Raw genomic sequence first — 26,910 nt, forward strand, 5'->3', positions numbered from 1 at the left:
AATCTCCTCATGCACGGGGCGCGGTTGGCGGCGGGGTCCGTGGCGGCTCTTCGATCACCACCACGTCGTCCGGGTGGCCGTCGCGGTCGGCATCGGGATGGTCGTCCTTGGGCTCGATGGGGCCGGTCTTCATGTAGTGGAAGAAGCTGCCCACCACGGCGCCGATCATGGCCACCATCGCGAGCGGCTTGGCCACGCCCTTCCACAGCGACACCAGCGGGCTGATGTGCGGATCTTTCGGCAGGTCGGCGTACAGGCCCGGGCGGTCGGCGTGCTGCAGCACGTACATCACGTGCGTGCCGCCCACGCCGGCCGGGTCGTACACGCCGGCGTTGGCGAAGCCGCGCTCCTTCAGGTCGACGATGCGCTCCGATGCGTATTCGTGCATGTCTTCCTTGGTGCCGAAATGCAGCGCGCCGGTGGGGCAGGCCTTCACGCAGGCCGGCTCCAGGCCAACGCCCACGCGGTCGGAGCACAGCGAGCACTTGTAGGCCTTGTTGTCGACCTTGCTGATGCGCGGCACGTCGAACGGGCAGCCGGTGACGCAGTTGCCGCAGCCCACGCAATGCTCGCTGATGAAGTCGACGATGCCGTTGGCGTACTTGACGATCGCGCCCGGCGAGGGGCACGACTTCAGGCATCCGGGGTCGTCGCAGTGCATGCAGCCGTCCTTGCGGATCAGCCATTCGAGCTTGCCGGCCTCGGGCTCGACCTCGGAGAACTTCATCACTGTCCAGGAAGACGGCGTGAGGTCGACCGGGTTGTCGTAGGTGCCGTGGTTGGTGCCGACCTCGTCGCGCAGGTCGTTCCATTGCATGCACGCGACCTGGCAGGCCTTGCAGCCGATGCAGGTCGATACGTCGATCAGCTTCGCCACCTGCTGCACCTGCGGGCGGCTGCGGATCTCTGGCGATGGCGTGGTGGTGGCCGAGCGGGCGGCGATGTCCAGGGTTTGAAGGGAAGACATCGCTCAGGCCTTTTCGATGTTCACGGTGAACGACTTGTACTCGGGCGTCTGCGTGTTCGCATCGCCGACGAAGGGCGTGAGCGTGTTCACCAGATAGCCCGGCTTGGCAACGCCGACGAAACCCCAGTGGTTCGGCAGCCCCACCGTGTGCACGGTGCGGCCGTCGACCTGCAGTCCGACGATGCGCTTGGTCACCACGGCCACCGCCTTGATGAAGCCGCGCTTGCTCGACACCTTCACCATGTCGCCATGGCCGATGCCCTTTTCCTTTGCCAGCTCTTCGCCGATTTCGACGAACTGCTGCGGCTGGATGATGGCCGAGGTGCGCACGTTCTTGGTCCAGTAGTGGAAGTGCTCGGTGAGCCGGTAGCTGGTTGCCACGTACGGGAAGTCCTTCGGCACGCCGAGCCGTTCCAGGTCGCCCTTGAAGATGCGCGCCGCGGGGTTGGCGCGCGCCTTCTCGTTGTTCGGGTGCATCAGGTTGTTGACCAGCGGCGACTCGAAGGGCTCGTAGTGCTCTGGCAGCGGCCCTTCGGCCATGCCCGTGGGCGCGAACAGCCGGGCCACGCCCTCGGCCGTCATGATGAACGGGCGTACCGCCTCGGCTTCCATCGGGTTGGCGTCGGGCCGGATATCGGGAATGTCCGAGCCGGTCCATTGCTTGCCGTTCCACGCGATGAGGCTGCGTTTGGCGATCCACGGCTTGCCGGTGGTGGGATCGGTGGAGGCGCCGTTGTAGAGAATGCGCCGGTTCGCGGGCCACGCCCACGCCCAGTTCTGCACCATGCCGATGCCATAGGGGTCGGCGTTGTCGCGCCGCGCCATCTGGTTGCCGGCCTGCGTCCATGCGCCGCTGTAGATCCAGCAGCCGCTGGCGGTGGTGCCGTCGTCGCGCAGCAGGCCGAAGCCGGAGAGCTGTTCGCCCGCCTTGGCTGTCGGCGGCTTGCTCGGGTCCTTCGGATCGACCAGGTCGACCAGCGCGCGGCCGTTGTATTCCATCGCCAGTTCCTGCGCGGAAGGCGAGTGTGGAATCTTGTAGGGCCAGGTCAGCTTGACGATCGGGTCGGGGAAGGCGCCGCCGTCCTTGATGTAGGCCTGGCGCATGCGGTTGAAGATGCCCGCCACGATCTCGATGTCGCCCTTGGCTTCGCCCGGCGGCTCCGCGCCCTTCCAGTGCCACTGCAGCCAGCGGCTGGAGTTGGTGAGCGAGCCGTCTTCCTCCGCGAAGCAGGTGGAAGGCAGGCGGAACACCGTGGTCTGGATGTCGGCGGTCTTGACGTCGTTGAACTCGCCGAAGTTGCGCCAGAACTCGCTGGTCTCCGTCACCAGCGGATCGATGGTGACGAGGAACTTGAGCTTCGAGAGCCCGTCGACGATCTTCTTCTTGTCCGGGAACGAGCCCACCGGGTTGAAGCCCTGGCAGATGTAGCCGTTGAGCTTGCCCTGGTTCATGAGCTCGAAGGCCTGCAGCACGTCGTAGAGCTTGTCGATCTTGGGCAGGTAGTGGAAGCCCCACTCGTTGTCGGCCGTAGCCGCATCGCCCCACCACGACTTCTGCATGCTGACGAAGAACTTCGGGTAGTTCTGCCAGTAGCTCATCTGGTTGGGCCTAAGCGGCTTCAGCGCGCGGGTCTTGTAGTAGTCCTCCAGCGTCTGCTCGCTGTCACGCGCGAGCGACATGTAGCCCGGCAGCGAGTTCGACAGCAGCCCCAGGTCGGTCAGGCCCTGGATGTTGCTGTGTCCGCGCAGCGCATTCATGCCGCCGCCCGCCACGCCGATGTTGCCCAGCAGCAGCTGCACGATGGCGCCGGTGCGGATCATCTGCGAGCCCTGGCTGTGCTGCGTCCAGCCCAGCGCGTACATGATGGTCATGGTGCGCGTGGACGTGCTGGTGCTCGCGATGTACTCGCACACCTTCAGGAACTTGTCCTGCGGGGTGCCGGTGATGCGGCTCACCAGCTCGGGCGTGTAGCGCGAATAGTGCCGCTTCATGACCTGCAGCACGCACTGCGGGTCCTGCATGGTCATGTCGACCTTGGCCATGCCCTGCTCGTCGAGCGCGTAGTTCCACGACTTGGGGTCGTAGTTGCGCTTGTCGGCGTTGTAGCCGCTGAAGATGCCGTCCTCGAACTTGTAGTCGGGCCCTACGATGAACGGCGCATTGGTGTAGTTGCGCACGTACTCCGTCTGGATCTTCTCGTTGCTCAGCAGGTAGTTGATGACCCCCGCCAGGAACGCGATGTCCGAGCCGGCGCGCACCGGGGCGTAGTAGTCGGCCATGGCGGCCGAGCGCGTGAAGCGCGGGTCGACCACGACAAGGCGCGCCTTGTTCTGCTTCTTGGCCTCGATGACCCACTTGAAGCCGCACGGATGCGCCTCCGCCGCGTTGCCGCCCATGATCAGCACGACATCCGCGTTCTGGATGTCCTGCCAGTGGTTGGTCATCGCGCCTCTGCCGAACGTCGGGGCCAGACTGGCCACCGTAGGTCCGTGTCAGACGCGTGCCTGGTTGTCGAACACCAGCATTCCGGTCGAGCGGAATGCCTTGTGCGTGATGTATCCGGTTTCGTTGGACGAGGCCGAGGCGCAGAGCATGCCGCTGCTGATCCAGCGGTTCACGGTCTTGCCGTCGGCGTTGGTGGTCTGGAAATTGGCATCGCGGTCTGCCTTCAGCAGCTTGGCGATGCGGTCGAGCGCCTCGTTCCAGCCGATGCGCTTCCACTCGGTGCTGCCGGCCTCGCGCACCTCGGGGTACTTCAGCCGGTTGGGGCTGTGCACGAAATCGAGCAGGCCCGCGCCCTTGGGGCACAGCGTGCCTCGGTTCACGGGGTGGTCGGCATCGCCCTCGATGTGGAGGATGTCGGACACCACGTTCTTCGCCTTGTCGCCCAGGCTGTACATGATGAGCCCGCAGCCCACCGAGCAGTACGGGCAGGTGTTGCGGGTCTCGGTGGTGCGCGCGAGCTTGAAGTTGCGGGCCTCGGCCAGCGCGGCGGTCGGCGAGAAGCCGAGCGCCACGATGCTGGAGCCGACCAGCCCCGCACTGCTGACGCGGAAGAATTGGCGGCGGTTCATGTCCATGACCGAACCTCCTGCATCGCTGAAGTGGGGTGTTTCATCGTGGTCTCTTCTTCTTGCCTTGAATGGGAAATCTGTTTCAGGCCTGCCGCGCTACTTGGGCGCGGAGCCGTCGCCGCCGCTCGGCGCGGGGGCCGCACCGCCGGAAGTGCCGCCGCCGTTCGGGCCGCTCATGCCGCCGATGGCCGCGCCGCCTTCGGACGGACCCTTGTGGGCGGAGGATTCGTCGACCTTGTCGCCGGAGTCGGCGGGCTTGATGCCGCTCGGGCTTGCACCCGAACTGCCCGAAGTACCCGAAGACGGCGCAGCGGGGCTGGCCGAGGGTTTGGGGTCGCAGGCACTCAACAGCAATCCGAGGGCCAGGCACAGGCCCAGGGTTTGCAGGCGCTGACATCGCAACATTGACACTCCTTCGGGGGAAAAGGCGGCCAGATAGTGGAATGTTTTTATTTCGCCCGCCGCGACCCGCAATAAATGCCTGATCGGCGCGGTGGGGTGTTTGTCACATCATGCTGCAGCACCATGACGCGGGCAAGTAGGCGAAAACCGGCAATAACCCTTGAATCCGGCCATGCGCGGGCCTCTGGGCTATCGTCGCGGCCATGAATGCCTCCCTCCGCCTGGGTTGGCGCACGCTCTGGCGCGACCTGCGCGCCGGCGAGCTGCGCCTGTTGATCGTCGCCGTGCTGCTGGCCGTGGCCGCGCTCACGGCCGTCGGCTTCTTCGCCGACCGCCTGCAGGGCGGACTGCAACGCGATGCGCGCCAGCTGCTGGGCGGCGACGCCGTGGTGGTCAGCGACAACCCGACGCCGGAGGCCTTCGTGGCGCAGGCCAGGTCGCTGGGCCTGGAAGGCACCGGCACCTACGGCTTCCCGACCATGGCCCGTGCCGAAGACGCCCAGGGCGGCGCCAGCAAGCTGGTGGCGCTGAAGGCGGTGACGGCGGGCTACCCGCTGCGCGGCAGCCTGCAGACCTCGGCCACGCTCGACGGCCCGGGCGCCGTCACCCGCGACATCCCGCCGCCGGGCGAGGTCTGGGTCGACGCCTCGCTGCTCGACTCGCTGGGCCTGAAGATCGGCGACACCCTGCTGCTGGGCGACACCGGCCTTCGCGTGGGCCGCGTCATCACGCTGGAGCCCGACCGCGGCGCCGGCTTCATGAGCTTTTCTCCACGCGTGATGCTCAACCAGGCCGACGTGGCGCGCACCGCGCTCGTGCAGCCGGCCAGCCGCGTGGGCTACCGCTATGCCGTGGCGGGCGACGACGCGGCCGTGAAGCGCTTCACCGACTGGGCCGACGCCACGCTCAAGAAGGGCGAACTGCGCGGCGTGCGGCTCGACTCCTTCGAAAGCGGCCGGCCCGAGATGCGCCAGACGCTCGACCGCGCCGAGAAATTCCTGAGCCTGGTCGCGCTGCTCGCGGCGCTGCTGTCGGCGGTGGCCGTGGCGCTGGCCGCGCGCGGGTTCGCCGCCAGCCACCTCGACGACTGCGCCATGCTGCGGGTGCTCGGCCAGAGCCAGCGCACCATCGCCGCGGCCTACACCTTCGAGTTTGCGGTGATCGGCGTGGTCGCCAGCGGGCTGGGCGTGGCCATCGGTTTCGCGGTGCACTACGTGTTCGTGCTGCTGCTGTCGGGCCTGGTCGAGACCGCGCTGCCGGCCGCCACGCTGTGGCCCGTGGCCTTCGGCCTGGGCATGGGGCTCACGCTGCTGTTCGCCTTCGGCCTGCCGCCGGTGCTGCAGCTGGCCCGCGTGCCGCCGCTGCGCGTGATCCGGCGCGACGTGGGCGGGCTCAAGCCGGCCTCACTGGCGGTGCTGGGCGTTGGCGTGGCGGGCTTCGCGGCGCTGCTCATGGCGGCCAGCAGCGACATCAAGCTGGGCCTGATCGCCGTCGGCGGCTTCGCGGGCGCGGTGGCGGTGTTCGCGCTGCTGAGCTGGCTTGCGGTGAAGGTGCTGCGCCGCAGCGTGAATGAAACCACCGCGCCGCGCTGGCTGGTGCTGGCCACGCGGCAGATTTCGGCGCGGCCGGCCTATGCGGTGGTGCAGGTCAGCGCGCTGGCCGTGGGCCTGCTGGCGCTGGTGCTGCTGGTGCTGCTGCGCACCGACCTGGTGGCGAGCTGGCGCCAGGCCACGCCGCCGGACGCGCCGAACCGCTTCGTCATCAACGTCATGCCCGACCAGAGCGAGGCCTTCCAGAAGTCGCTGCGCGACGCGGGCGTGAGCAAGTTCGACTGGTACCCGATGATCCGCGGCCGCCTCGTCGCCATCAACGACAAGCCGGTCACGCCCGACGACTACGCGGAAGACCGCGCCAAGCGCCTCGTCGACCGCGAGTTCAACCTCAGCAACAGCGTGGAAGCGCCCGCGCACAACAGCATCACCGCCGGCAAGTGGACGCCCGGCGCGAAGAACGAGGTGAGCGTGGAAGAGGGCCTGGCCGAGACGCTCGGCCTGAAGCTGGGCGACATGCTGCGCTTTGACATCGGCGGGATGCAGAACGACGCGCGCATCACCTCGCTGCGCAAGGTCGACTGGGGCTCGCTGCATGCCAACTTCTTCGTGATGTACACGGTGGCCTCTCTGGCCGACGTGCCCACCACCTTCATGGGCGCCTTCCGCGCGCCCGAGACCCGCGGCTTCGACAACGCGCTGGTGCGCAGCTACCCCAACGTGACCAACGTCGACATGAGCGCCACCATCAACCAGGTGCAGCGCGTGCTCGACCAGGTGATCCGCGCGGTGGAGTTCCTGTTCGGCTTCACGCTGGCGGCCGGGCTGGTGGTGCTGTTCGCGGCCGTGACGGCCACGCGCGAGGAGCGTGCGCGCGAGTTCGCGGTGATGCGCGCGGTGGGCGCGCGCGCCAGCCTGCTGCGCCAGGTGCAGCGCGCGGAGCTGGCGGGCGTCGGGCTGCTCGCGGGTTTTCTCGCGAGCATCGTCGCCTCGGTGATCGGCTGGGCGCTGGCGCGCTACGTGTTCGAGTTCAGCTGGACCGCCTCGCCGCTGGTGCCGGTGGCCGGCGCGCTGGCCGGCGCGGTGCTGGCGCTGGGCGCGGGATGGTGGGGCCTGCGCGACGTGCTGCGCCGCCCGGTGGTAGACACCTTGCGCCGCGCGGCCGAGTAGCAATCTTTTTCTTCGGCCGGGGGCCGGACGGGGCCGGGGAATGCAATACATTCCCCGGCCCCGTATCCAATTCCGAAGTGAACCCCCTTACATGCGCTTGGCGTCATTCCAGATCACCAACTTTCGCTCGATCAACGACAGCGGTTCCATCGACTCCACACAGATCACGGCGATCCTCGGTCGAAATGACAGCGGCAAATCGAATCTGCTGCGTGCGCTCCACAGCCTGAATCCGACCGACGGCCTGGTCGAACTCAGCCCCATCAAGGACTTTCCGCGGCATCGCCGCCTCGAGGAGTGCAACGGCGACACGCCCGTCGTTTCCACCCGCTGGGCGCTCGACGAAAGCGAGCAGGCCGCCCTGGCCGAGATCCTGCCGCGCGCAGCGGGCGTGCGCCACGTCACCGCAGGCCGAGGCTACGCCGCTGCGCGCTGGGCCGGGCTCGAAGGCCTGAACGCGCTGTCGCTCGATGTCGGCGACATCAAGGCCAAGGTCCGCAAGATCGTACCGGCCGTCAAGGCCGCCGCCGAGAAAGTGGCCGAAGAACAGCGTGCCCTGCTCGAGCAGGAATCCGACACCTTCGACGCCGCGATGATCATGAACCCCGACTACGTCAAGTGGTCGGAAGGCGCCGTGAAGGCGATGCAGGCGCTGCGCAAGGCGCTGGCCGCGGCCGACGCCGAACTCAGCGACAAGCAGGACCAGATGCTGGCCGAGCTCGAGGACATGGCGCGCGCCATTGCCAACGACGAGCCCGCGCTGGCCCGCGCCCGTGCCTGGGTGCTGGAGAAGCTGCCGCGCTTCGTGTACGTGGACGAATACCCGGCGCTGCCGGGCCGCCAGAACATTGCCGAATACCTGGGCCGCGAGGGCTGGGGCCAGCTCACGCCGGAGCAGCAGAGCTTTGGCAAGCTCTGCAAGGTGGCGGGGCTCGATCCGCGCAAGCTGCAGGAGCTGCTCGACAGGAACGACCAGGCCACGCGCAACCAGCTCGCCAACCGCGCCGGCTCGGTGGTGACGGCCGAGATCCGCCGGCTCTGGAAAGACCGCCCGCTGAAGGTGCGCTTCAACCTCGACGGCCAGTACCTCGACACGCTGGTGTCCGACCCGAACGGTGCCTACGAGGTCGAGGTGAACCTGGAGGAGCGCAGCCGCGGCTTCCAGTGGTTCTTCTCGTTCTACATCGCGTTCTTCGCCGACACCCAGGGCGGCCGCGCGGAAGACGCCATCCTGCTGCTGGACGAACCCGGCCTGCACCTGCACGCCCACTCGCAGGCCGACCTGCTGGCGCACTTCGAGAAAGACTTCGGCAACCAGATCATCTACACCACGCATTCGCCGTTCATGGTGCCCGTGCACCGGCTCGACGCGGTGCGCACGGCCAGCCTCGGCGAGACCAGCGGCACCACGGTGAGCAACGCCGCCGAGGGCGACGAGCGCACGCTGTTCCCGCTGAAGGCCGCGCTGGCGCTGAGCCGGCTGGCGAGCGAGCCGGTGAAGATGGAAGCCGTGAAGCCGGTGGCTGCGAAGGCGGAGCCGGCGAAACCGGCGGTTGCCAAGGCTGCGGCCGGGGAGGGCGCCAAGCCTGCCAAGGTGGCACCTGCTGCTGCAATCGTCGAACCCGTTGCGGCTCTCATCGCGGTGCCAGCTGTCACCGTGGCGGTGGCTCCCGCACCCGCGCTTGCACCGGTGGCCGCACCTGCCGAGGCGCCGGTCGCCGAGCAGGTGGAAGCGGGCTGATCATCCGCGCGCTGTCTGCCCCTGAGCCGGGGCAGGCAGAACTTCGCCGGTCCCCCTGAACATCCGTGCGCTCGCGAAGTCCACGAACGCCCGCACCTTCGGCGACAGCTGCCGGCTGGACGGCCACAGCGCCGAGAACTGGCCCTGCCGCGCGACGTGCCCGGCCAGCACGCAGCGCAGTTCGCCGCGGCCGAGCGAATCGCGGGCGAGGAAGTCGGGCATGTAGGCCACGCCCAGCCCGGCGACGGCCGCGCCGAGCATGGCTTCCATGTTGTTGCACAGCAGGGTGGCGGGCAGTTGCTCCGGCAGGCCGGGCAAGTCCCATTCCTCGATCTTTCCGCCGGTGACGAACTTGTAGCGCAGGCAGGCATGCTGCGCGAGCTCGGCCGGCACGCGCGGCTCGCCGTGTCGCTCCAGATACGCGGGTGACGCGACCAGCACGAACTGGAACGGACCCAGCCGCCGCGCCACCAGTTGCGAGTCGACGAGCTCGCCGCTGCGGATGGCGACGTCGACGCCCTCGGCGATCACGTCGACCAGCCGGTCGTTGAAGTCGAGGTCGAGTTCGATCTCGGGGTAGGTGGCCTTGAACTCCGGCAGGATCGGCAGCAGGAAGCGGTAGCCGATGGTCGGCAGGCTCACGCGCAGCCGGCCGCGCGGCGCGGCGACGGCGTCCTGCATCATGGCCCGCGCGTCGTCCAGTTCGTCGAGGATGCGGCGGCAGCGCTCGTGGAACAACACGCCTTCCTGGGTGAGCCGCGTGTGGCGCGTGGTGCGGTTGAAGAGCCTCACGCCGAGCTGCTGTTCGAGCCGCGCCACGTTCTTGCCCACCGCCGAGGCCGAAATGCCGAGCTGGCGGCCGGCCTTGGCAAAGCTGAGTTGGTCCGCCGCCCGCACGAAAGATTCGAGCCCGCTGAAACTGTCCATTGATTGGCAACCTGTGGTTGGGAGTCTGAGGATCAATGGTGCCATTCTTATTTCATTGATTCCTTTCTATCTTCTCTTCCTCCTCTTCTTCCGTGCGAAAGTTCTTTTTTCGATGTCCTCGTCTTCCTTGTCCAAGAACTGGCTGCTGGTCGCCGTATGCCTCGCGGCGCTGGGCATGCCGCTGAGCTTCACCGGCCCGGCGGTGGTGCTGCCCGCGATCCGCGACGCGCTCGGCGGCAGCCCGGTGCAGCTCAACTGGGTGACCAACGCCTTCATGCTGAGCTTCGGCGCGACGCTGATGGCGTCCGGTGCGCTGGCCGATGCCTATGGCCGCAAGCGCGTGTTCCTGCTGGGGCTTGCGGTGGTGGCGTTGAGCAGTTCGCTGCTCACGCTGGCGCCCGGCATCGTCGCGTTCGATCTGGCGCGTGCCCTGCAGGGGCTCGGCTCCGCCGCGGCCTTCGCGGCGGGCACGGCGGCGCTGGCGCAGGTGTTCGATGGCGCGGCGCGCACCCGGGCCTTCAGCCTGATCGGCACCTCGTTCGGCGTGGGCTTGTCGTGCGGCTCGATTCTTTCGGGATGGCTCGCGCAGAGCTTCAGCTGGCAGGCGGTGATGCTGAGCCCCGGCGCGGTAAGCCTGCTGGCGCTGTGCATCGCGTCGATGAGCATGCGCGAGTCGCGCAACCCGAATGCGATGGGCCTGGACATGCCGGGCACGCTCAGCTTTACTGCAGCGCTGAGCCTGCTCACGCTGGGTGTGCTGCAGGCGCCCGAAAGCGGCTGGGGCAGCCCGTGGGTGCTCGGTGCGCTGGTCGGCGCGGTGTTGATGGGCGCGGCCTTCGTCGCCATCGAGCGGCGCGTGGCGCATCCGATGCTCGACCTGTCGCTGTTCCGCTTTCCGCGCTTCGTCGGCGTGCAACTGCTGGCCGCGGCGCCGGCCTATGGGTTCGTGGTGCTGCTGGTGCTGCTGCCGATCCGCTTCGTGGGGCTCGAGGGGCGCAGCGCGATCGAGGCGGGGGCCTTCATGTTCGCGCTTTCGGGGCCGATCCTCGTGGTGCCGACGTTGGCGGCATCGCTCGCGCACCGGTTTTCGGCGGGTGCGATCTCCGCCGTGGGGCTGCTGGTATGCGCCACGGGGCTTTTCTGGCTCAGCCGCTGCGCGCCGGGTACGCCGCTGGGCGTGATGGTGTGGCCGCTGCTGCTGATCGGCGCCGGCATCGGCCTGCCCTGGGGCCTGATGGACGGCCTTGCCGTGAGCGTGGTGCCGCGCGAACGGGCGGGCATGGCGTCGGGCATCTTCAACACGGTGCGGGTGGCAGGCGAGGGGATCGCACTGGCGCTGGTGGGAGCCGGACTGACGGCATTGGTGGCGCTGCAACTGGGATCGTCTTCAGCCGCGTCGCAGGCAGCGCAACGCGTGACGACGGGCGACCTGTCGCAGGCGCTGGCGTTGTTGCCCGGTGTGGACCGCGCGGCGCTGCTGCATGCGTACGGTGCGGCGTTCGGCATGTTGCTGTGCGTGCTGGCGGGGGTGACTGTGTTGACGGCGCTGGTGGTGTTCGCGTTCTTGCGCGGGGAGACGCATCCGGAAGAGAGCGCTGTTGCGTTGGAGTCGCCGGTCTGTTGATGGGCACTGTCCCGCTTCTTCCCCTTGCGGGAGAAGGCGGGGTCGATTCGCTAAGCGGAGCGTCACAAAACTTCGGGCGGTCTTCCTGTCCAATAGCGGCACCATGGAAAACCAACCGAACGAACTCGAACCGCGCGTGACCGAGCTCGAAATCAAGTCGAGCTACGCCGAAGACCTGCTGGACCAGCTGAACATGACGATCTACCGCCAACAGCAGCAGATCGACCGGCTGATCCTGCAGGTCACGCAGCTCAGGGAACAGAGCCAGAACGCGTCACAGGACGGCTCGGCCAGCAACCCGCGCGACGAACTGCCGCCGCATTACTGACGATCGAGGGCGCTTTCCAGGGACACCGTGGAGCCGGCTTTGCCGGGCCACAGGTGTCGCCCCCAGTGAGGGGGAAGGAGAAGCGACACGAAGTGCGCGAAGCCTGGGGGAGTTACCCATGTGCGTGCCAGAGCACGGCAAAGAAGTGGCAGGTGCTGCCCGCCAGCACGAACAGGTGCCATACCGAGTGGGCGTAGCGCACCTTGTTGTCGAACAGGAACACCACTGCACCGGCGGTGTAGAAAAGCCCACCGGCTACCAGCCAACCCAGCCCCGCGGCAGACATGCGCTCGTACAGCGGCACCGCCGCCATCAGCGCCATCCAGCCCATCGCCACATAGAGCCCGGTCGACCACAGCGGATGCTGCAGCCGGTTGAACAGCTTGGCGCTCACGCCCAGCGCGGCGGCCGCGCAGATCGCACCGAACAGTGTCCAGCCCAGCGGCCCGCGCAGCACGCCGAACAGGAAGGGCATGTAGCTGCCCGCGATGAACAGGTAGATGGCCGCGTGGTCCAGCCGGTTGAACCAGGCCTTGGCCCGGCCCATCGGCAGCGCGTGGTACAGCGTGGAGATCAGGTACAGCACGATGGCCGTGCCCGCGAACAGGCAGGCGCCGACGATGCCCGCGGCCTGGCCCTTCTGCGCCGCGCTGTAGACCAGGACGGGCAGCGCCGCAATGGCCAGCGCCAGGCCCAGGCCGTGGCTAAGGGCGTTGAAGAGCTCTTCCATCGCGGTCTGGTCGCGAGCCGCCAGCACTGAAGCGCGAGGCGAGGAACGGGTCTGTGCAGGTGCAGTCATCAGGAGCGGAACCTCATGAAAAATGGATTTGCGGCCTCAAGCTTGCCAGAACCGTGCCACGCGTTCTGCCGGCTTGACCAGCTTGCGACCAAGGGCTTCTTCCCGATCGCGGGGCCTACTTGACCTGCTGCTTGCCCAGCTTGCGCGCCAGCGTGCGCCGGTGCATGCCGAGCCTGCGCGCGGTCTCTGAAATATTGAAGCCGGTCTCGGCCAGCGTCTCGTGGATGCGCTCCCATTCGAGCGTCTTGATCGAGGTGGAGCGGTTGGTCAGCTCGACCTCGGTGGTGCCGGCGGCGCGTCCGAAGGCGGCCTCGATGTCGTCGGTGTTCGACGGCTTGGCCAGGTAGTGGCAGGCGCCGAGCTTGATGGCTTCCACCGCCGTGGCAATGCTCGCAAAGCCCGTCAGCACCACGATCAGCATCTTGGCGTTGTGACGGTGCAGCATCTGCACGCAGGCCAGGCCCGAGGCCTCGCCGTTGAGCTTGAGGTCGACCACCGCATAGCCGGGCGACAGCGTCTCCAGCAAGGCGCCTGTCTCCTCGAGGTTGCTCGCGTGCGTCACGGCATAGCCGCGGCGCTCGAACGAACGGCCGAGCGTGCGCGCGAAGGCATCGTCGTCCTCGACGATCAGCAACTGGCGCTCAGCTTCGGTTTCGGTCATGGCCTTGTGTTTCGGTGGTCCCGTGGTCGAGGGCTTCTTGGGCTTCCTGTCCGCCGTCGTCGTCCTCGTCTTCCTCTTCTTCCAGCACGATGGCCGCCAGCGGCAGCGTGATCTTCACGATCGCACCGCCTTCGGGCCGGTTGCCCGCGGCAACCCGGCCGCCGACAGTGCGCGCCACGTTCACGACCAGGAACAGGCCCAGCCCGCCGCCGGGGCGGCCCTTGCTCGACTGGTAGGGTTTGCCGAACTCCTTCAGGATGGCCGGCAGGAAGCCGGGGCCCGCGTCCGTGACCGTGATCGTCAGCGCGTCGGCGTCGTGTGCCGCCTCCAGGCGCAGCCAGTGCGGCGATGCCTCCAGCGCATTGTCCAGCACGTTGCAGATCATCTGCTTGAGGGCGGAGTCGGAAACCATGGGCAGGTCCCGGCCAAAGTGGTTGTCGTACTCGAAGTCCTCGATGGGGCGGGTGGTGCGCCACTCTTCGATCAGGTCGTCCAGGAAGGTGCTGACGGTGGTTTCCTCGGACGACTCGCCGCGCGCCTCGCCGGCCGACAGCAGGATGCCGCTCACGATGCTCTTGCAGCGCTGGATCTGCAGCTCCATCTCGGCCACCTCGGTCAGCAGCTCGGGGTCGGAGCTGAAGTGCGGCAGCCGGCGCCAGTCGCCCAGGATCACCGCCAGCGTGGCCAGCGGCGTGCCCAGTTCGTGCGCAGCGCCCGAGGCCAGCAGGCCCATGCGCACGATGTGTTCTTCTTCCGAGGCACGCTGGCGCAGGTCGGCCAGCCGCGCGTCGCGGGCGCGCAGGTTGCGGCTGATGCGGGTGATGAAGATCACGAGCAGCGCGGCGTTCAGCGCAAAGCACACCAGCATGCCCTGGATGTAGGGGCTCCAGAGGCCGCGGTTGTGGTCCAGCGGCAGCGCGAGCGGGCGCGAGAACAGCGCCAGCCCGGCAAAGCAGATGCTGGTGATGACCACGATGGTCCAGGTCGACCAGGGCTTCAGCAGCACAGCGCCCAGCGTCACCTGCAGCAGGAACAGGAACACGAAGGGGTTGGTGGCGCCGCCGCTCAGGTAGAGCTGGGCCGTGAGCGTGGCCACGTCGACCAGCAGCGCAAGGAACAGTTCGCCGTTGGTCACGCGCCGGTGGCTGCGCGCGCGCAGCAGGCTCACCATGTTGAAGAGCGCCAGGCAGGTCAGCACCTGCAGCATGTGGTCCAGCGGCAGCCGGATGGCAAAACCGTAGTGCACCACGAGGATGGTGACGACCTGCCCGACCACGGCAAACCAGCGCAGCTGGATCAGCTGCTGCATGTTCTGGTGGCCGGTGGCGTTGTCGAGGCTGGCGACGCCGGCGCGCGGGGCATGAAGCTCCCCCGCGACCGCGACGGCCTCAGTCGCGGCGGGCATCTTGTGGGGCGGGGCGGGCGTCGGCATCGGCCGCATTTTCGCTGCGGCGTACGAACCAGGCTGCGATCAGCACCATCAGCGCAAGGCCATACCAGGTCAGTGCGTAGACGAGGTGGCTGTTGGGGAAGGCGATGACGGTCAGGCCCGCGGCGGGCCAGGCGGGGGTGTCGGCGGCCTGCGTGCCAGCAGTGGCGGGGGCGGCGGGCGCGGCCTCGGCGTCGATGAAGTAGGGCGCCACGTCGGTCAGGCCGCGCGCGGCGGCAATGGCCTGCACGTCGCGCGAGAACCAGCGGTCGGCCGCCGGGTCGTTCTTGCGCAGGAAGCCGCCCTTGGGCTCTGTGAGGCGCAGCAGGCCGGCGACGGTGGTCTCGCCCTGGGGCTCGGCCGCGGTGCGGGCCGAGCGTTCGCGTGCCTCGGGGGGCACGAAGCCCCGGTTGACCAGCACCACGGTGCCGTCGGCCGCGCGCAGCGGGGTCAGCACCCAGAAGCCGGCGCCGAGCCGGGTGCTGGCCTGCACCAGGGTTTCTTTGTCGTGGAGGAAAGTGCCGGCGATGCGGATGTGCCGGTATTCGTCGTTGGCCGCGTTGACGGTGGGCCATTCGTTTCGCCCGGGGGCCGTGGTGGCCGGGGCATGCACGCGCTGTTCGACGCGGGCGATGAGATCGAGCTTCCAGGCCCTGCGCTCGACCTGCCAGGTGCCAAGCGCGAGGAAGCCGCAGAAGGCGATGACGGCAAGGACCGCCAGCGCCACCCGTGCGGCGGTGGAGCGCTGGCGGACTGCCGGCGCCATCAGGGCATGTTCTTCATGTCGTGCATCGAGTGCGGCATCATGTTCGTGTTCATGTGGTACATGACCCACAGCGAACCGGCCAGCGTGATGACCACGACGACGAGCGTGAAGATCAGTGCCAGCATGTTCCAGCCGCCTTCGGACTTGGCGTCCATGTGCAGGAAATAGACCATGTGCACCACGATCTGCACCACGGCGAAAGCCAGGATGACGAGGGCGGTGGTGTTCGGCTTGTCGAACACCTTGGCCATCACCAGCCAGAACGGAATGGCGGTGAGGACCACGGCCAGCACGAAGCCGGTCATGTAGCCCTTGAAGGTGCTGTGGCTCACCGGACCATCGTCGTGGTGGTCATGGCTGTCGTGGCCATGTGCGCCATGGCCGGCGGTTTCGATATGCGCGCTCATTGCAGCGATCCCATCAGGTACACGAAGGTGAAGACGCCGATCCAGACCACGTCCAGAAAGTGCCAGAACATCGACAGGCACATCAGGCGGCGGCGGTTGGCGGCGGTGAAGCCGTGCTTGGGCAGCTGGAACATCAGCACGATGAGCCAGACGATGCCGAAGGTCACGTGCAGGCCGTGGGTGCCCACCAGCGCGAAGAACGACGACAGGAACGCGCTGCGTTGCGGGCCGGCGCCTTCGTGGATCAGGTGCGCGAATTCATACAGCTCGAGGCCGATGAAGCCCGCGCCCAGCAGGCCGGTGATGGCCAGCCACACCAGCACGCCGCCCATGCGGCGCTGCTGCATCTGCAGCATGGCGAAGCCGTACGTGATGGACGACAGCAGCAGCAGCGAGGTGTTGATCGCCACCAGCGGCAGGTCGAACAGGTCGGCGCCCGAGGGGCCGGCCGCATAGCTGCGGCCCAGCACGCCGTACACCGCGAACAGGCAGGCGAAGATCAGGCAGTCGCTCATCAGGTAGAGCCAGAACCCCAGCAGGGTTCCGTTCTCCGGATGGTGGTCTTCGTTGCGGACGTTGAAGACTTCGAATGCTGGCGCGTTCACGGCGGCGGAAGAAAGAGCGGTGTTATTAGACATTGGCAGCCAGCAGGCGCGTGCGCGCGTCTTCGGTGCGGACGACTTCTTCCGTGGGGATGTGGTAGTCGCGCTTGTAGTTGAAGGTATGGATGATCGTGGCGGCGAGCATGGCGACGAAGCCGATGCCGGCCACGAGCCACATCTGCCAGATCAGCGCGAAGCCGCACGCCGCTGCCAGCGCCGCGATGATGAAGCCGGCAGCCGTGTTCTTGGGCATGTGGATCGGGCTGAAGCCTTCCAGCGGGCGCTCGTAGCCGCGTGCCTTCATGTCGGACCAGGCATCGTTGTCGTGCACGCGCGGCGTGAACGCGAAGTTGTAGGCCGGCGGGGGCGACGAGGTCGACCATTCCAGCGTGCGGCCGTTCCACGGGTCGCCCGTGGTGTCGCGCAGCGATTCGCGGCGGATGAAGCTCACCACCAGCTGGATGATGAACGAGGCGATGCCCAGCGCGATCAGCACGGCGCCGAAGGCGGCGACCTGGAACCAGATCTGCAGCGACATGTCCTGGAAGTGGCTCATGCGGCGGGTCACGCCCATCAGGCCCAGGATGTACAGCGGCATGAAGGCGAACCAGAAGCCGACGATCCAGAACCAGAACGAGCACTTGCCCCAGAACGGGTCGAGCTTGTAGCCGAAGGCCTTCGGGAACCAGTAGGTGATGCCGGCCAGCATGCCGAACAGCACGCCGCCGATGATCACGTTGTGGAAGTGGGCGATCAGGAACAGGCTGTTGTGCAGCACGAAGTCGGCCGGGGGAACGGCCAGCAGCACGCCGGTCATGCCGCCGATCACGAAGGTGATCATGAAGCCGATGGTCCACATCATGGGCAGCTCGAAACGGATGCGGCCGCGGTACATGGTGAAGAGCCAGTTGAAGATCTTCGCCCCTGTCGGGATCGAGATGATCATCGTCGTGATGCCGAAGAACGAGTTCACGCTGGCGCCGGAGCCCATGGTGAAGAAGTGGTGCAGCCAGACGAGGTACGACAGGATGGTGATCACGACCGTGGCGTAAACCATCGAGGCGTAGCCGAACAGTCGCTTGCCGGAGAAGGTGGAGACCACTTCCGAGAAGATGCCGAAGGCCGGCAGGATCAGGATGTACACCTCGGGGTGGCCCCAGATCCAGATCAGGTTCACGTACATCATGGCGTTGCCGCCCATGTCGTTCGTGAAGAAGTTGGTGCCTGCGTAGCGGTCGAGCGACAGCAGGGCCAGCACGGCGGTCAGCACCGGGAAGGCGGCGACGATCAGCACGTTGGTGCACAGGGCGGTCCAGGTGAAGACGGGCATCTTCATCATGGTCATGCCGGGTGCGCGCATCTTCACGATGGTCGCCAGCAGGTTCACGCCGGACAGCAACGTGCCCACCCCCGCTATCTGCAACGACCATATGTAGTAGTCGACCCCCACGTCGGGGCTGTAGAGAATGCCCGACAGCGGCGGGTAGGCCAGCCAGCCGGTCTTGGCGAATTCGCCGACGAACAGCGACGCCATCACGAGGCCGGCGCCGAAGGTGGTCATCCAGAAGCTGAAGTTGTTCAGGAACGGGAAGGCCACGTCGCGCGCGCCGATCTGCAGCGGCACCACGAAGTTCATGAGGCCCGTGACCAGCGGCATCGCCACGAAGAAGATCATGATCACGCCGTGGGCGGTGAAGACCTGGTCGTAGTGGTGCGGCGGCAGGAAGCCGGCGTTGTCGCCGAAGGCCATGGCCTGCTGGGCCCGCATCATCAGGGCGTCGGCGAAGCCGCGCAGCAGCATCACCAGGCCCAGGATGATGTACATGATGCCGATCTTCTTGTGGTCGATGCTGGTGATCCAGTCGCGCCACAGCATGCCCCACAGCTTGAAGTAGGTGAGTGCGCCGAGGACGGCGATGCCGCCCAGCACCACGCCCGCGAAGGTCGCGAGCAGGATGGGCTCGTGGTAGGGAATCGCCTCCCAGGTGAGGCGGCCGAAGACGAGCTTCGTCAGGTCTAGGTTCTGCAACATCTTATTCTTCGGTGGTGCACATCGCGGTGACGTACTTGCGCTTGGGCGTGTCGAGGGAATCGGTCAGCCAGGCTTGCTTGGTGGCAACGTTGAAGGCGCCGGGCTTGCCCATGCCGCCGTCGGCGTCGATGGCCATCATTTCCTTCATGCACATCTTGTTGCGGTCGACGCACAGGTTGAGGATGGCGTCGTACAGGGCGGGGTCCACGGCCGCGTAGTGGCGCACGGGTTCGCGCTCGCTGGGGGCCTCGAGCTTCTTGTAGAGCTCGCGCGTGAGTTCGCCGTCCTTGCCGGCCTTGACCTTCTGGACCCATTGGTCGAAGTCGCCGTCGCTCAGGCCGTGGAACTTGAAGCGCATGCCCGAAAAGCCGGCGCCGCTGTAGTTGGCGGAGAAGCCGTCGAATTCGCCCGGCTTGTTGATCACCGCGTGCAGCTTGGTCTCCATGCCCGGCATCGCATAGATCTGGCCGGCCAGCGCGGGGATGAAGAAGGAGTTCATGACCGAGGAGGCCGTGATCTTGAAGCTGATCGGGCGGTCCACCGGGGCGGCCAGCTCGTTCACCGTGGCGATGCCCTGCTCGGGGTAGATGAACAGCCACTTCCAGTCGAGCGCCACCACTTCGACCACCAGCGGCTTGGTATCCGCGGGGATCGGGCGCTGGGCGTCGAGGCGGCGCAGCGGCTGGTAGGGGTCGAGCACGTGGGTGCTGATCCAGGTGATCGCGCCCAGCGCGATGATGATGAGCAGCGGCGCCGCCCAGATCGCCAGCTCGAGCTGGGTGGAGTGGTCCCAGTCGGGGCTGTAGGTGGCCTCCTTGTTCGACTGGCGGTATCGCCAGGCGAAGAAGATGGTCAGGGCGATCACCGGGATGATGATGATCAGCATCAGCACGGTGGAGACGACGATGAGGCGTCCCTGCTGGTGGGCGATGTCGCCGGATGGGTTCATCAGCACCGTGTTGCAGCCCGCCAGGAGGACGGCGGGAAGCAGCAGGAGCGATCGGCGAAAGTTCTTGAGGATGTGCATGCCGGGGGAAAAGAGGTGCGAGGGCGACGCAAAAAGACCCCACAATCTACGCCCGAAGACGGGTTTCGCCTATTGGACGTTTTGTCCTATGGCGGTAAATGTGTTTCGGTGAGACGCTATAGGTTGTCCATGATCCCATGTGTCACTTCCTGAGGTGACACCCGAATTACAGAAGCAATGACGACGTCCAGCATCAGTCCGCAAGGCGCCCATCCGCTGCCGAACTCGCCCGAAGTCGGCGCCCGGCAGGGTGACGACCACTCGCACATCGCCCCCGGCGAGATCGCGGTTGGCGTGATCATCGGCCGCGCATCCGAATATTTCGACTTTTTCGTCTACGGCATCGCCTCGGTGCTGGTGTTTCCTGCGGTTTTCTTCCCGTTCGAGCAACATCTTGAAGGTGTTCTCTACTCTTTCCTGATTTTTTCGTTCGCCTTCATCGCGCGTCCGTTCGGAACTGTCATCTCGATGGCCATCCAGCGACGTTTCGGGCGGGAAGCCAAGCTGACCCTGGCGCTTTTCGTGCTCGGCACGTCGACCGCCGGCATCGCCTTCCTGCCGGGCTACGCCAGCCTGGGCTTCACGGCCATCGTGCTGCTGTCGGTCTTCCGCTTCGGCCAGGGGCTGGCGCTGGGCGGTTCGTGGGACGGCCTGCCGTCGCTGCTCGCGCTGAACGCGCCTGCCAACCGCCGCGGCTGGTACGCCATGCTGGGCCAGCTGGGCGCTCCCATCGGCTTCTTCATTGCCAGCGCGCTGTTCGCCTACCTGTATTCGAGCCTGCCGTCGGAAGACTTCCTCGACTGGGGCTGGCGCTACAGCTTCTACGTGGCCTTCGCCATCAACGTGGTGGCGCTGTTCGCCCGCCTGCGCCTGGTGGCCACCGACGAATACTCGCGCCTGCTCGAAGAGCGTGAACTGGAACCCACCAGCGTGACCGAGCTGGTCAGCTCGCAAGGCTCGAACGTCCTGATCGGCGCCTTCGCCGCGCTGGCCAGCTATGCGCTGTTCCACCTGATCACCGTGTTCCCGCTGTCGTGGATCACGCTGTATTCCGACCAGTCCGTCACCGAATTCCTGGTCGTGCAGATGATCGGCGCTGTGCTCGGCGCCGCCGGCATCGTGGCTTCGGGCCTGCTGGCCGACCGCATCGGCCGCCGCTTCACACTGGGCGGGCTGGCTGCCGTGATCGCCGCGTTCAGCGGCTTCGCACCCACGCTGCTCGACGGCGGGCGCATCGGCCAGGACATCTTCATCCTGGTGGGCTTCGTGATCCTGGGCCTGTCGTACGGCCAGGCAGCCGGCGCCGTGACCTCGAACTTCGCGCCCAAGTACCGCTACGTTGGCGCCGCCCTGACGGCCGACGTGGCATGGCTGGTCGGCGCGGCGTTCGCGCCGCTGGTCGCGCTGGGCCTGTCGGCACACTTTGGCCTGGCCTATGTGAGCGTGTACCTGCTGTCGGGTGCTGTCGCCACGCTGGCCGCGCTGGGGCTGAACCGGGCGCTGGCACGCGACTGACCAGGTCGCCAAGCCGCAGCGCGCGCAGCGGTTGTTTCTTCCAAAGGGGCCGGTTCGGCCCCTTTTTCATTAGGATGCGTCGGATGTTCGCCGCCGCAATTTTCGACATGGACGGGCTGCTGATCGATTCGGAGCGCCCCATCATGGCCGCCTGGATCGAGGCCGCCCGCACGCTCGACATCGAGCTTTCTCACAGCCAGTACCTGCAGGTCGTCGGGCTCTCCACCGTGGAATCCGAGCACATCCTCGCGTCGCTGCTGGGCGGTTCGGAGGCCTACCGCCATGCCATCGAGCATGTGCGCCGGTATCTGCAGCTCGAGCGCGCCGATGGCGCGCCGCTCTTTCCCATCAAGCCCGGCGCCGCCGAATTCCTGGGCGCCCTGCGCGAGCGCGGCATCCGATGTGCCGTGGCCTCGTCGTCCACGCGCAGGCAGATCGAGGCCTGCCTCGGCAGCCTCGGCGTGCTGCACCATTTCTCGGCATTTGCGGGCGGCGACGAGGTGACGCGCGCCAAGCCCGATCCGGCGCTCTACCTGCTGGCAGCCGAGCGGCTCGACGTGGCCCCGGCCGACTGCATCGCCTTCGAGGACAGTGAGAACGGCGCCAAGGCGGCGCTGGCGGCGGGGCTGCGGGTCGTGGTGGTGCCCGACCTCAAGCATCCTCCCGAAGCCATCACCGGTCGGGCGTTCCATGTGCTCGAGTCGCTGCACGACGCGGTGCCGCACCTGCCGCGCTGGTTTCCGTCGCCGGCAGGGACGCAAGGAAAGCAACCCGCATGATCAGGATAGGCACGCTCTGCCATGTGGTCGACAGCTGTTTGGCGTCGCCCTTCACCGAGCGTGCGGTGGGACGGATCGTGGAAGTGGTTTCGCCGCCCTACGAGGCGCCGAGCGAGCGCTACCTGCCCGGCACGTACTACGACGTGCTGTTCGAGGGCTGGACCTTCTATTGCCGCAGCGACAAGCTCGTGCCCATTTCCGACCCCGACGCCGACATCGAGCGCTGGGAAGACGCTTTTCTGGACGAGCCTTCGCCGGCCGTTCAGAGTACTTCGTCGCGCAGCTGCGGGAACACCTTCGACACCTTCGCAAGCAGGTAGTCGCCGTAGCGCCCGCTGAAGGCGTGCACGTTGGCGCGGTCCCAGCGCTCGGCGCTGTCGTCGCGCGCTTCGGCGCCCGCCAGGCCTTCGATGCGCTGCACGCGCGCCTCGAAGTTCGGGTCGAAGAACAGCGGGAACGACAGCCGGTCGTGCCCCGAGGTGTTGCGCTTCACGCGGTGCGGCGTCGACTTGTAGAGGCCGCCGGTCATGCGGTCGAGCATGTCGCCGATGTTGCAGACGAACGAGCCCGCAACCGGCGGCGCGTCGATCCAGCCGCCGGGCGTGTGCACCGCCAGGCCGCCGATGTGGTCCTGGTGCAGGATCGTGAGCAGCCCGTAGTCGGTGTGCTCGCCCACGCCCCATTGCACGTCCAGGCCTTCCGGCACGGGCTGCGACGGGTAGTTGAACAGGCGGAACAGGATCAGCGGATCGCCCGTGTAGCGCTCGGCGAAGTAGCCGGCCGGCAGGCCCAGGCTCAGCGCGATGCCTTCCATGAGCCGGTGGCCGAGCTGTGTGACGGCCGCCATGTAGTCGAGGATGGTTTCGCGAAAGCCCGGCACGTCGGGAAACAGGTTGGGGCCGTGCACCGGTGTCTTCGCCTGCACCAGCGGGTGGGTGGCGGGGAGTTCGGTGCCGAGGTAGAGGCCTTCCTTCCAGTCGGGCCGGCCCGAGGTCAGTTCGCCCCCCAGCGGGAAGAAGCCGCGCCATGCGCGACCGCCAAGCGCCATGCGCCATTGCATCTTGGTTTCTTCGGGCAGGTCGAAGAACCGGTGGCTCAGCGCTTCGAGCCGCTGCACCAGCGCGGGGTCGACGCCGTGGCCGGTCACGTAGAAGAAGCCGTGCGCGCGGCAGGCGGCGCCGATCTGCGCGGCGACGGCGTCGCGCCCGGCGGTGCCGGCAACGAGCGCCGAAACGTCGATGAGCGGGAGTGATGCGTCGGTCATGCGTCTCTCGAGAAAGGGGAGCGGATGTCGGACAGGAACTGCTGCGCGCGCGGATGCTGCGGGCGGTTGAAGAAGTCGTCGGGCGTGGCGCGCTCCAGCACCTTGCCTTCGTCCATGAACAGCACGCGGTCGGCCACCTCGCGCGCGAAGCCCATCTCGTGCGTCACGCAGACCATGGTCATGCCGTCGCGCGTGAGGTCGCGCATCACCAGCAGCACCTCGCCGACCATCTCGGGGTCGAGCGCGCTGGTGGGCTCGTCGAACAGCATCAGCGGCGGCTGCATGGCCAGCGCGCGTGCGATGGCCACGCGCTGCTGCTGGCCGCCCGACAGTTCGCTGGGCCATGCGTTGGCCTTGTTCGACAGGCCCACGCGGTGAAGCAGCACCATCGCGCGCTCGTCGGCCTCCTTGCGCGTGAGGCCGCGCAACTGCATCGGCGCCATCGTGCAGTTCTGCAGCACCGTGAGATGCGGGAACAGGTTGAACTGCTGAAAGACAAAGCCGATGCGCGAGCGGAAGGCGTTCACGTCCAGGCCCGGCGCGTGGATGTCCTGCCCGTCGACCACGATGCGTCCCGACTGGATCGGCTCCAGCCGGTTGAAGGTGCGTATCAGCGTCGACTTGCCCGAGCCCGATGGCCCGCACACCACGACGACTTCGCCCTTGTGGATGGTCTCGGTGATGTCGACCAGCGCGTGGTAGCTGCCGTACCACTTGTTGATTTTTTCGAGTTCGATCATGCGGACACCTTGGCGGTGGCGGTGGAGATGCCGCGGCGCGCGAGCCGGCGTTCGAGCCAGTAGGCGAAGCGCGACAGGCCGAAGCAGAGAATGAAATACGTCCCGCCCAATATCAGGTAGATCTGCGCCGGCTTGGTGAACACCTGCGTGTTGATCTGTGTAGCGATGAACGACACCTCGGCCAGACCGATGATGTAGCCCAGCGAGGTTTCCTTGATGGTCGAGACGAACTGGTTCACCAGCGAAGGCAGCATGCTGCGCAGTGCCTGCGGCAGCACCACCAGCCGCATCGCGCGGCCGTAGCCCAGGCCCAGCGCGCGGGCGGTTTCCATCTGCCCGCGCGGCAGGCCCTGGATGCCGGCGCGCACGATCTCGGCGAGGTAGGCGGCGTCGAACACCACCAGCGCGATCAGCATGGTGGTGAACTGGTCGGTCTTCACGCCGGTGACGCTGGGCAGGAAGAAATAGGCCCAGAAGATCACCATCAGGAGCGGAAGCCCGCGCACCACGAACACGAAGCCCGTGACCGGCCAGCGCAGCCAGCGCCACGGGCTCACGCGCGCCAGCCCGAGCACGATGCCCAGCGGCAGCGCGAGCACCAGCCCGCAGGAGGCCAGCAGCAGCGTGAGCACCAGCCCGCCGAGCGGGCCGTTCGGGTACTGCCCGATGAGGAAGTAGACCCAGTAGTCGTTGATGATCTGAAGCATCAGCGCTCAGCTCCCGCTTCACATGGCTCGCGATGCACGGAACCGGCACGGCCGAGACCGCAAACATCGCGGAACCGGCTTTGCCGGGCCGCCGGTGTTGCCCCCGGCGAGGGGGGAGGAGAAGCGACACGAAGTGCGCGCAGCCTGGGGGAGTGCTTCATATCGTCCGCACCGGATAGCGGTGGTGGTACCAGGTCGCCAGCCCGGTGATGGCCAGCGACACGGTGAGGTACGCCGCGCTCGCGAACGCGAAGGACTCGAAGCTGCGGAAGGTCGCGCTCTCGACCTGCCCGGCCTGGTACATCAGCTCGGCCACGCCGATCACGGTGGCGATGGAAGTGTTCTTCCACAGGCTCAGCGTCTGCGAGATGAGCGGCGGAACGGTCACGCGCAGCGCCTGTGGCAGCACCACGCGGCGCATGGTGGCCAGATAGCTGAAGCCCATCGCGCGCCCGGCCTCGAACTGCACCACGGGAATCGCGCGGATGCCGCTGCGGATGTCCTCGGCCATGAAGGCCGCCGTGTACAGCGCCAGCGCGATCACCGCGCTGAAGGCCTCGATGTGCCCCGCGTAGAGCCATTGCTTGATGCCCTCGGGCAGCAGCTCGGGCGCGCCGAAGTACCAGAACAGCATGTGCGCGAGCAGCGGGATGTTGCGGATCGACTCGACGTATGCAAAGCCGAGCCAGCGCAGCGGCGCGAACGGCGACAGCCGCAGCAGCGCCACCACCAGCGCGATGGGCAGTGCAAGCACCAGCGCGGCCGCGAGCAGCTGCAGCGACAGCAGCAGGCCCGCGACCAGCATGTCGTGGTACTTGCCGGTGAGCAGCAAGGAATAGTCGAACAGGGGCATGGGGGGCGACAGTATCACTGCCGCAGGGGGTCTTGGCTCCCTCCCCGCTGGGGAGGGTTGGGGTAGGGGCGCGACGGCGTCTGGAAAGATGCGGCGCTCATGCGAAGGCCGCTCGCCCCCATCCCGGCCTTCCCCAGAGGGGGAAGGAGAAACGCGGGCTCAGTCGATCTTGTCGGAGTCGAGCTTGAAGTCGCGCGTCTGGAAGCCCGACGCCGTGTTCGGGCCATACCACTTGATGAAGATCTTCTCGGCCTCGCCCGACTTCTCGAGCTCGCGCAGCGTATCGTCCACCACGGCCTTCAGGCCGGCCTCGCCCTTCTTGATGCCGATGGCCAGCGCCTCGGTGCTCAGGTTCTGCTTGAGCACCACGTACTGCGCCTTCTGCGGGCCCAGCTTGGCGTAGCTGCGCAGCAGCGCGGCCTCGTCGTCCACGTAGCCCACGCCCTTGCCTTGCTGCAGCGCCTGGAAGGCCTGCTGGCTGGTGTCGAAGGTCACGACCTCGACGTTGGGAACGGCCTTGCGGATGTTCGGCTCCTGGGTGCCGCCGCGGATGGTCAGCACCTTCTTGCCGGCGAGTTGCGGCACGTCGGTGATACCGCTGTCCTTCTTCACGATGGCCTTCTGGCCGGTGACGAAGGTGGTGAGCGAGAAATCGATCTGCGCCTCGCGCTCCTTGTTGTGCGTGAGGCCTGCGGCCACCAGGTCGACGTGCCCCTGCTGCAGCTCCGGAATGCGCGCGGCCACCGCGATCTGCTTGAGCACCGGCTTCACGCCGATCTTCTTTGCGATGGCGTTCACCAGGTCGACCTCGTAGCCGACGATCTGGCGCGTCTTCGGATCGATGAAGGTCGCGGGCTCGTCGGTTCCGAGCACGCCGACGACCAGTTCGCCCTTCTTCTTGATGTCGGCCAACTGGTCGGCATGTGCGACGGTGCCGAGCAGCAGGGCGGAGGCGGCAACTGCCGCGGCAATCAGGTTCAAGCGCATGTTCTTCTCCTTGGGGGAAAGCAGGGCGAGACCATATCAATAAAACTTCGGATCATTAAATGGTCAATTCATATATCGACATGTGCGCGTGGCTATGTACGGGCTGCGCCCGATTCGGGTGGTTCCCATAGCATTGGCTGGTTCGTGCCGCTGCTTCCGCAATACGTCCATGGCTTCTTGCCGGCTTCCCCTCGATAGGCTCCGACGTAATGCTTGTTGAACAGGTGCCATCCCTGTCGCTCGAGGCTGGGGTCTGTCTCGAAGATGCACAGCAGCGTTTCGAGCGATTGCCGCCACTCGGGGCCGGTGCCGATCATCGAGCCGACCGACGCGGTGTCGAGGTGTACGTATTTGAACGATGCATCCGAAAGCTCCCCGCGCCCCGGCGGGGTCTTGACGTCTGAAAAGTACATCTCCGAATAACTTCCCATACCTTCACCTCCACTCGCGGACAGACTCAGAAAATGACTTGGTTCGCCGCTTCGGCGGCTGCGCCGGTGGCATTCTGCCTTTGTGGCTGCTGAAGGCGCCGGTCACGGGCTGGGTTAAATTCGCGGC

General features: G+C 66.9%; 25 protein-coding genes. 7 read left to right on the top strand and 18 right to left on the bottom strand.

What is annotated here, in order from left to right:
• Positions 1-7: 7 nt before the first annotated feature.
• The 3 genes from fdxH to ACWV14_RS07890 form a co-directional block, all read right to left on the bottom strand.
• Positions 8-967 (bottom strand): formate dehydrogenase subunit beta, encoded by a 960-nt coding sequence (gene fdxH / locus ACWV14_RS07880; RefSeq protein ID WP_409196114.1) that lies wholly within the window; start codon positions 965-967, stop codon positions 8-10.
• Positions 968-970: 3 nt separating this feature from the next.
• The gene (gene fdnG, locus ACWV14_RS07885) at positions 971-4,048 is read right to left on the bottom strand and encodes a formate dehydrogenase-N subunit alpha (protein ID WP_454907438.1); all 3,078 of its coding nucleotides are present in this window, start codon (positions 4,046-4,048) and stop codon (positions 971-973) included.
• 90 nt (positions 4,049-4,138) lie between these two features.
• On the bottom strand, positions 4,139-4,447 hold the full coding sequence (locus ACWV14_RS07890) for a hypothetical protein (RefSeq protein ID WP_454907437.1): 309 nt from the start codon (positions 4,445-4,447) through the stop codon (positions 4,139-4,141).
• A gap of 200 nt (positions 4,448-4,647) precedes the next feature.
• Here ACWV14_RS07890 and ACWV14_RS07895 point away from each other — a divergent pair, with 200 nt between their 5' ends.
• Positions 4,648-7,164: an ABC transporter permease gene (locus ACWV14_RS07895; RefSeq protein WP_454907436.1), complete on the top strand. Its 2,517-nt coding sequence runs from the start codon at positions 4,648-4,650 to the stop codon at positions 7,162-7,164.
• A gap of 91 nt (positions 7,165-7,255) precedes the next feature.
• On the top strand, positions 7,256-8,905 hold the full coding sequence (locus ACWV14_RS07900) for an AAA family ATPase (protein WP_454907435.1): 1,650 nt from the start codon (positions 7,256-7,258) through the stop codon (positions 8,903-8,905).
• Here ACWV14_RS07900 and ACWV14_RS07905 read toward each other — a convergent pair whose 3' ends face one another.
• Positions 8,906-9,832, bottom strand: a complete 927-nt coding sequence (locus tag ACWV14_RS07905) for a LysR family transcriptional regulator (RefSeq protein WP_454907434.1) — start codon at positions 9,830-9,832, stop codon at positions 8,906-8,908.
• A gap of 112 nt (positions 9,833-9,944) precedes the next feature.
• On the opposite strand from ACWV14_RS07905, the gene ACWV14_RS07910 reads away from it, so the two are divergent.
• Positions 9,945-11,456 carry an MFS transporter gene (locus ACWV14_RS07910; RefSeq protein WP_454907433.1) on the top strand — a complete coding sequence of 504 codons (1,512 nt, stop codon included), beginning with the start codon at positions 9,945-9,947 and terminating at the stop codon, positions 11,454-11,456.
• 103 nt (positions 11,457-11,559) lie between these two features.
• Positions 11,560-11,784, top strand: coding sequence for a SlyX family protein (locus tag ACWV14_RS07915; RefSeq protein WP_454907432.1), 225 nt, complete (start codon positions 11,560-11,562; stop codon positions 11,782-11,784).
• A 112-nt stretch (positions 11,785-11,896) separates the two neighbouring features.
• Here ACWV14_RS07915 and trhA read toward each other — a convergent pair whose 3' ends face one another.
• From trhA to cyoA, 8 genes are all read right to left on the bottom strand, one after another.
• Complete coding sequence (gene trhA, locus ACWV14_RS07920) at positions 11,897-12,583, bottom strand: PAQR family membrane homeostasis protein TrhA (RefSeq protein WP_422085379.1); 687 nt, start codon at positions 12,581-12,583, stop codon at positions 11,897-11,899.
• Positions 12,584-12,698: 115 nt separating this feature from the next.
• The gene (locus ACWV14_RS07925; protein WP_454907431.1) at positions 12,699-13,244 is read right to left on the bottom strand and encodes a response regulator transcription factor; all 546 of its coding nucleotides are present in this window, start codon (positions 13,242-13,244) and stop codon (positions 12,699-12,701) included.
• Positions 13,225-14,649, bottom strand: a complete 1,425-nt coding sequence (locus tag ACWV14_RS07930) for an ATP-binding protein (protein WP_454907430.1) — start codon at positions 14,647-14,649, stop codon at positions 13,225-13,227. Before ACWV14_RS07930 ends, ACWV14_RS07925 begins: the two co-directional genes overlap by 20 nt.
• Positions 14,633-15,439, bottom strand: coding sequence for an SURF1 family protein (locus ACWV14_RS07935; RefSeq protein ID WP_454907429.1), 807 nt, complete (start codon positions 15,437-15,439; stop codon positions 14,633-14,635). Before ACWV14_RS07935 ends, ACWV14_RS07930 begins: the two co-directional genes overlap by 17 nt.
• Complete coding sequence (gene cyoD / locus ACWV14_RS07940; RefSeq protein WP_454907428.1) at positions 15,439-15,846, bottom strand: cytochrome o ubiquinol oxidase subunit IV; 408 nt, start codon at positions 15,844-15,846, stop codon at positions 15,439-15,441. The genes ACWV14_RS07935 and cyoD overlap by 1 nt, the downstream gene beginning before the upstream one ends.
• The gene (gene cyoC, locus ACWV14_RS07945) at positions 15,843-16,484 is read right to left on the bottom strand and encodes a cytochrome o ubiquinol oxidase subunit III (protein WP_422085384.1); all 642 of its coding nucleotides are present in this window, start codon (positions 16,482-16,484) and stop codon (positions 15,843-15,845) included. The genes cyoD and cyoC overlap by 4 nt, the downstream gene beginning before the upstream one ends.
• Positions 16,477-18,480: a cytochrome o ubiquinol oxidase subunit I gene (gene cyoB / locus ACWV14_RS07950; protein ID WP_422085385.1), complete on the bottom strand. Its 2,004-nt coding sequence runs from the start codon at positions 18,478-18,480 to the stop codon at positions 16,477-16,479. Before cyoB ends, cyoC begins: the two co-directional genes overlap by 8 nt.
• Position 18,481: 1 nt before the next feature.
• Complete coding sequence (cyoA, locus tag ACWV14_RS07955) at positions 18,482-19,507, bottom strand: ubiquinol oxidase subunit II (protein WP_081265928.1); 1,026 nt, start codon at positions 19,505-19,507, stop codon at positions 18,482-18,484.
• A gap of 177 nt (positions 19,508-19,684) precedes the next feature.
• Here cyoA and ACWV14_RS07960 point away from each other — a divergent pair, with 177 nt between their 5' ends.
• The 3 genes from ACWV14_RS07960 to ACWV14_RS07970 all read left to right on the top strand — a co-directional run bounded on the left by ACWV14_RS07960 (position 19,685) and on the right by ACWV14_RS07970 (position 22,121).
• Positions 19,685-21,022 (top strand): MFS transporter, encoded by a 1,338-nt coding sequence (locus tag ACWV14_RS07960; RefSeq protein WP_454907427.1) that lies wholly within the window; start codon positions 19,685-19,687, stop codon positions 21,020-21,022.
• Positions 21,023-21,105: 83 nt separating this feature from the next.
• The gene (locus ACWV14_RS07965) at positions 21,106-21,801 is read left to right on the top strand and encodes an HAD family hydrolase (RefSeq protein WP_454907426.1); all 696 of its coding nucleotides are present in this window, start codon (positions 21,106-21,108) and stop codon (positions 21,799-21,801) included.
• Positions 21,798-22,121, top strand: a complete 324-nt coding sequence (locus ACWV14_RS07970; RefSeq protein WP_454907425.1) for a hypothetical protein — start codon at positions 21,798-21,800, stop codon at positions 22,119-22,121. Before ACWV14_RS07965 ends, ACWV14_RS07970 begins: the two co-directional genes overlap by 4 nt.
• Here the strand turns inward: ACWV14_RS07970 and ACWV14_RS07975 are convergent.
• The 6 genes from ACWV14_RS07975 to ACWV14_RS08000 form a co-directional block, all read right to left on the bottom strand.
• A complete protein-coding gene (locus ACWV14_RS07975) occupies positions 22,064-23,065 on the bottom strand; it encodes an isopenicillin N synthase family dioxygenase (RefSeq protein ID WP_454907424.1) in 1,002 nt (333 codons plus the stop codon). The two genes, ACWV14_RS07970 and ACWV14_RS07975, sit on opposite strands and share 58 nt — an antisense overlap.
• A complete protein-coding gene (locus ACWV14_RS07980) occupies positions 23,062-23,805 on the bottom strand; it encodes an amino acid ABC transporter ATP-binding protein (RefSeq protein WP_454907423.1) in 744 nt (247 codons plus the stop codon). The genes ACWV14_RS07975 and ACWV14_RS07980 overlap by 4 nt, the downstream gene beginning before the upstream one ends.
• On the bottom strand, positions 23,802-24,512 hold the full coding sequence (locus tag ACWV14_RS07985; protein WP_081265922.1) for an amino acid ABC transporter permease: 711 nt from the start codon (positions 24,510-24,512) through the stop codon (positions 23,802-23,804). The genes ACWV14_RS07980 and ACWV14_RS07985 overlap by 4 nt, the downstream gene beginning before the upstream one ends.
• Before the next feature lie 157 nt (positions 24,513-24,669).
• Entirely contained in the window at positions 24,670-25,365 is a 696-nt protein-coding gene (locus tag ACWV14_RS07990) for an amino acid ABC transporter permease (protein WP_454907422.1), read from the bottom strand.
• A 159-nt stretch (positions 25,366-25,524) separates the two neighbouring features.
• Entirely contained in the window at positions 25,525-26,352 is an 828-nt protein-coding gene (locus tag ACWV14_RS07995) for an ABC transporter substrate-binding protein (RefSeq protein WP_106937103.1), read from the bottom strand.
• 92 nt (positions 26,353-26,444) lie between these two features.
• Positions 26,445-26,783, bottom strand: coding sequence for a hypothetical protein (locus ACWV14_RS08000; protein ID WP_454907421.1), 339 nt, complete (start codon positions 26,781-26,783; stop codon positions 26,445-26,447).
• Between the last annotated feature and the right edge of the window lie 127 nt (positions 26,784-26,910).

Source organism: Variovorax durovernensis, from assembly GCF_977011995.1.

What these genes read in the sequence shown, in the direction of transcription:
- ACWV14_RS07960 (WP_454907427.1), top strand. Translation starts at nt 19,685, where the DNA reads ATGACGACGTCCAGCATCAGTCCGCAAGGCGCCCATCCGCTGCCGAAC.
- ACWV14_RS07905 (WP_454907434.1), bottom strand. Translation starts at nt 9,832, where the DNA reads ATGGACAGTTTCAGCGGGCTCGAATCTTTCGTGCGGGCGGCGGACCAA.
- cyoB (WP_422085385.1), bottom strand. Translation starts at nt 18,480, where the DNA reads ATGTTGCAGAACCTAGACCTGACGAAGCTCGTCTTCGGCCGCCTCACC.
- fdxH (WP_409196114.1), bottom strand. Translation starts at nt 967, where the DNA reads ATGTCTTCCCTTCAAACCCTGGACATCGCCGCCCGCTCGGCCACCACC.
- ACWV14_RS07935 (WP_454907429.1), bottom strand. Translation starts at nt 15,439, where the DNA reads ATGGCGCCGGCAGTCCGCCAGCGCTCCACCGCCGCACGGGTGGCGCTG.
- ACWV14_RS07915 (WP_454907432.1), top strand. Translation starts at nt 11,560, where the DNA reads ATGGAAAACCAACCGAACGAACTCGAACCGCGCGTGACCGAGCTCGAA.
- cyoC (WP_422085384.1), bottom strand. Translation starts at nt 16,484, where the DNA reads ATGTCTAATAACACCGCTCTTTCTTCCGCCGCCGTGAACGCGCCAGCA.
- ACWV14_RS07910 (WP_454907433.1), top strand. Translation starts at nt 9,945, where the DNA reads ATGTCCTCGTCTTCCTTGTCCAAGAACTGGCTGCTGGTCGCCGTATGC.
- ACWV14_RS07925 (WP_454907431.1), bottom strand. Translation starts at nt 13,244, where the DNA reads ATGACCGAAACCGAAGCTGAGCGCCAGTTGCTGATCGTCGAGGACGAC.
- ACWV14_RS07930 (WP_454907430.1), bottom strand. Translation starts at nt 14,649, where the DNA reads ATGCCCGCCGCGACTGAGGCCGTCGCGGTCGCGGGGGAGCTTCATGCC.
- ACWV14_RS07900 (WP_454907435.1), top strand. Translation starts at nt 7,256, where the DNA reads ATGCGCTTGGCGTCATTCCAGATCACCAACTTTCGCTCGATCAACGAC.
- ACWV14_RS07980 (WP_454907423.1), bottom strand. Translation starts at nt 23,805, where the DNA reads ATGATCGAACTCGAAAAAATCAACAAGTGGTACGGCAGCTACCACGCG.
- ACWV14_RS07975 (WP_454907424.1), bottom strand. Translation starts at nt 23,065, where the DNA reads ATGACCGACGCATCACTCCCGCTCATCGACGTTTCGGCGCTCGTTGCC.
- ACWV14_RS08000 (WP_454907421.1), bottom strand. Translation starts at nt 26,783, where the DNA reads ATGGGAAGTTATTCGGAGATGTACTTTTCAGACGTCAAGACCCCGCCG.
- ACWV14_RS07990 (WP_454907422.1), bottom strand. Translation starts at nt 25,365, where the DNA reads ATGCCCCTGTTCGACTATTCCTTGCTGCTCACCGGCAAGTACCACGAC.
- cyoD (WP_454907428.1), bottom strand. Translation starts at nt 15,846, where the DNA reads ATGAGCGCGCATATCGAAACCGCCGGCCATGGCGCACATGGCCACGAC.
- cyoA (WP_081265928.1), bottom strand. Translation starts at nt 19,507, where the DNA reads ATGCACATCCTCAAGAACTTTCGCCGATCGCTCCTGCTGCTTCCCGCC.
- ACWV14_RS07965 (WP_454907426.1), top strand. Translation starts at nt 21,106, where the DNA reads ATGTTCGCCGCCGCAATTTTCGACATGGACGGGCTGCTGATCGATTCG.
- ACWV14_RS07985 (WP_081265922.1), bottom strand. Translation starts at nt 24,512, where the DNA reads ATGCTTCAGATCATCAACGACTACTGGGTCTACTTCCTCATCGGGCAG.
- ACWV14_RS07995 (WP_106937103.1), bottom strand. Translation starts at nt 26,352, where the DNA reads ATGCGCTTGAACCTGATTGCCGCGGCAGTTGCCGCCTCCGCCCTGCTG.
- ACWV14_RS07895 (WP_454907436.1), top strand. Translation starts at nt 4,648, where the DNA reads ATGAATGCCTCCCTCCGCCTGGGTTGGCGCACGCTCTGGCGCGACCTG.
- ACWV14_RS07970 (WP_454907425.1), top strand. Translation starts at nt 21,798, where the DNA reads ATGATCAGGATAGGCACGCTCTGCCATGTGGTCGACAGCTGTTTGGCG.
- trhA (WP_422085379.1), bottom strand. Translation starts at nt 12,583, where the DNA reads ATGACTGCACCTGCACAGACCCGTTCCTCGCCTCGCGCTTCAGTGCTG.
- ACWV14_RS07890 (WP_454907437.1), bottom strand. Translation starts at nt 4,447, where the DNA reads ATGTTGCGATGTCAGCGCCTGCAAACCCTGGGCCTGTGCCTGGCCCTC.